Raw genomic sequence first — 2,785 nt, 5'->3', positions numbered from 1 at the left:
CAAAAGCTAACTTAGAAGCAAGAGTAGAAGCTGAATATGGAGCTACTGAAGGAAAATTAAAAATAGCTAAGAGAGCTAAAGAATTAGGATTAGATGCTATACATGATACAGTTCATGAAATGTGTAAAGATGAAGCTAGACATGGTAAAGCATTCTTAGGATTATTAAACAGACATTTTGGAAAATAAGCTTAATATATAAATAAAATCTTACCTTAATAAAAGACTGATTCACAACTAATTATTAGTTGTGAATCAGTCTTTTTTTGTTTGTATAATATGATAACTTTTTATGTATTTGTATAGCTTTATGTTTATAGTAGAATATTAAGTCAAGTAATAAATACTATTAAGTAAGGTTATAATAAATTATTAAAAATAGAAATTTATAGTAGAACTAACTTTTAACATAAAAAATTAATATAACAAACAGTTTTAGATTGATAAAAAATGTGTATATACTATATATAGTGCTTGTGGTCAAAATTTATAACTATATATAGTGTACATACATCATAACAGGTATAAATAGACCTTAGATTTAGATGAGAAAAACAATAGATATAAACAAATGAATTATATTAAAAGGATGGTAAGAATGAACTGGATAGAACTTAATAACCAAGTTATCATAAAAGACAAAGAAGGGAAATATCAATTAGAAAAAGACCAAGAATCTTTAGAAAGCTATATAAAAGATTACGTTACACCAAGACTTAAAAAATTTAATAATTTAGAAGAGAGGCTTACATATTTAATAGAAAATGACTATTATTGTGAAGAAGTAATAAACAAATACAATATGCCCTTTATCGAAAAAGTTTACAAACTTATAAAGGAGAGTAACTTTAAATTTAAGTCATATATGAGTGCAAATAAATTTTATCAAAACTATGCACTGAAAAGTAATGATGGAAAAATAATATTGGAAACTTATAATGATAAGGTATTAATAGTATCTCTAGCCCTTGCTAATGGGGATGAAGAATTAGCTTTAAACTTAGCAGATAAATTAATAAAGCAAGAGTTCCAACCTGCTACACCTACTTTCTTAAATGCTGGAAGAAAAAGATCAGGAGAAATGGTTTCGTGTTTTTTATTATCAATAGAAGATAGTACAGAGGGAATATCTTATGCAATATCTTCCGCTAACCATTTATCTAAGATAGGTGGCGGTGTAGCATTAAATTTAACTAAACTAAGAGCATCAGGAGAATCTATAAAAGGTATAGAAGGTGCAGCTGGTGGACCTGTTGGTGTAGCTAAAATGTTAGAACAATCCTTCAGTTACTTTAACCAAATGGGTGCTAGACAAGGAGCTGGAGCAGTTTATTTAAGTGTATTCCATCCAGATTTTGAGCTATTAATGGATACAAAGAAAATTAATGCTGATGAAAAGATAAGGTTGACAAGTTTATCACTAGGTGCAATTATTCATGATAAATTTATGGAGTTAGCTGAAAAAAATGAAATAGCTTATGCATTTTATCCTCACTGTGTATATAAAAAATATGGTGTTAATCTAGATGAGATAAAAATGGATGAATGGTATGATAAGCTTGCAAATGATGAAGATATAAGAAAAAAAGAAATAAATCCAAGAAAAATGTTAACCAAAATAGCACAGATGCAACAAGAAAGTGGATATCCATATGTAATATTTATAGATACTGCCAATAAAGAACATGTATTAAAAGATGTTGGTACAATAAAGATGTCTAATTTATGCTGCGAAATATTCCAATATCAAACATCTTCAGATATAAAAGGATACGGAGACAAAAATAATTGGGGACAAGATATAAGTTGTAATTTAGGCTCACTAAATATAGCAAATGTTATGGATAATAAGGATATAGAATCTACTGTCAGTACTGCTATTAGAGCCTTAACTTTTGTATCTGATAAAACAGATATAAAACAAGTTCCTACAGTGAAAAATGGTAATGACAAATCTCATTCTATAGGATTGGGAGCTATGAATTTACATGGATATTTAGTAAGAGAAAATATTTTATATACTTCAGAAGAGGCCGTTGAGTTTTGTAATGTATTTTTTGCAATGATAAGATATTATGCAATTAAATCATCTATGGAAATAGCAATAGAGAAAAATAAAACATTTGATGGTTTTGAAAAATCGGAATATGCTAAAGGTAAAGAAAGTATAGTGTTATCAAAATACTATAAAGAATCTTATTTACCAAAATCAGATAAAATTAAAAGTTTATTTGAAGGAATTTATGTTCCTACAACTGATGACTGGTCAAAATTATTAGATGATGTTAAGGAAAAAGGAATATATAATGCTTATTTAACAGCTATAGCACCTACTCAAAGTATTAGTTATGTGCAAAATGCAACTTCAAGTATAATGCCAATTACAGATCCTGTTGAAGTTAGAACTTATGGTGATTCTACTACTATTTATCCTATGCCATTTTTAACTAATGAAAATATGCTTTACTATCAATCGGCATATAGAATGGATATGAGAAAAGTTATAGATATTGTTGCGACTACTCAGCAACATGTGGATCAAGGTATATCTACCACATTATTTGTAACTGATGATAAAACGACTAGAGATATAGCAAAATATTATATATATGCTTATAAAAAAGGTTTAAAAAGTTTATATTACACAAGAACAAAACTGACAAGAGATGATAATGAGTGTCTAATGTGTTCTGTATAGGGAGGTGAAATTATGACATTTACATTAAATAAAATACACAAAGCAGTTAACTGGAATAAAGAAGATGATAATTTTACTCAAGCTTTTT

At 27.6% G+C, this 2,785-nt stretch carries 1 protein-coding gene and 1 pseudogene; both read left to right on the top strand.

Annotated elements, in window-relative coordinates; genetic code table 11:
* A pseudogene (locus J7G74_RS11120) lies at nt 1-188 on the top strand (NADH peroxidase); the annotation flags it as partial.
* A gap of 409 nt (nt 189-597) precedes the next feature.
* On the top strand, nt 598-2,697 hold the full coding sequence (gene nrdE, locus J7G74_RS11115) for a class 1b ribonucleoside-diphosphate reductase subunit alpha (protein ID WP_297135280.1): 2,100 nt from the start codon (nt 598-600) through the stop codon (nt 2,695-2,697).
* Nucleotides 2,698-2,785: the final 88 nt, after the last annotated feature.

The sequence above is a fragment of the Terrisporobacter sp. genome, assembly GCF_017888745.1.
Classification (GTDB): Bacteria; Bacillota; Clostridia; order Peptostreptococcales; family Peptostreptococcaceae; genus Terrisporobacter.
This window is presented reverse-complemented; position numbering and strand designations above follow the sequence as displayed.

Coding starts and splice junctions, on each gene's coding strand:
- nrdE (WP_297135280.1), top strand. CDS start 598: ATGAACTGGATAGAACTTAATAACCAAGTTATCATAAAAGACAAAGAA.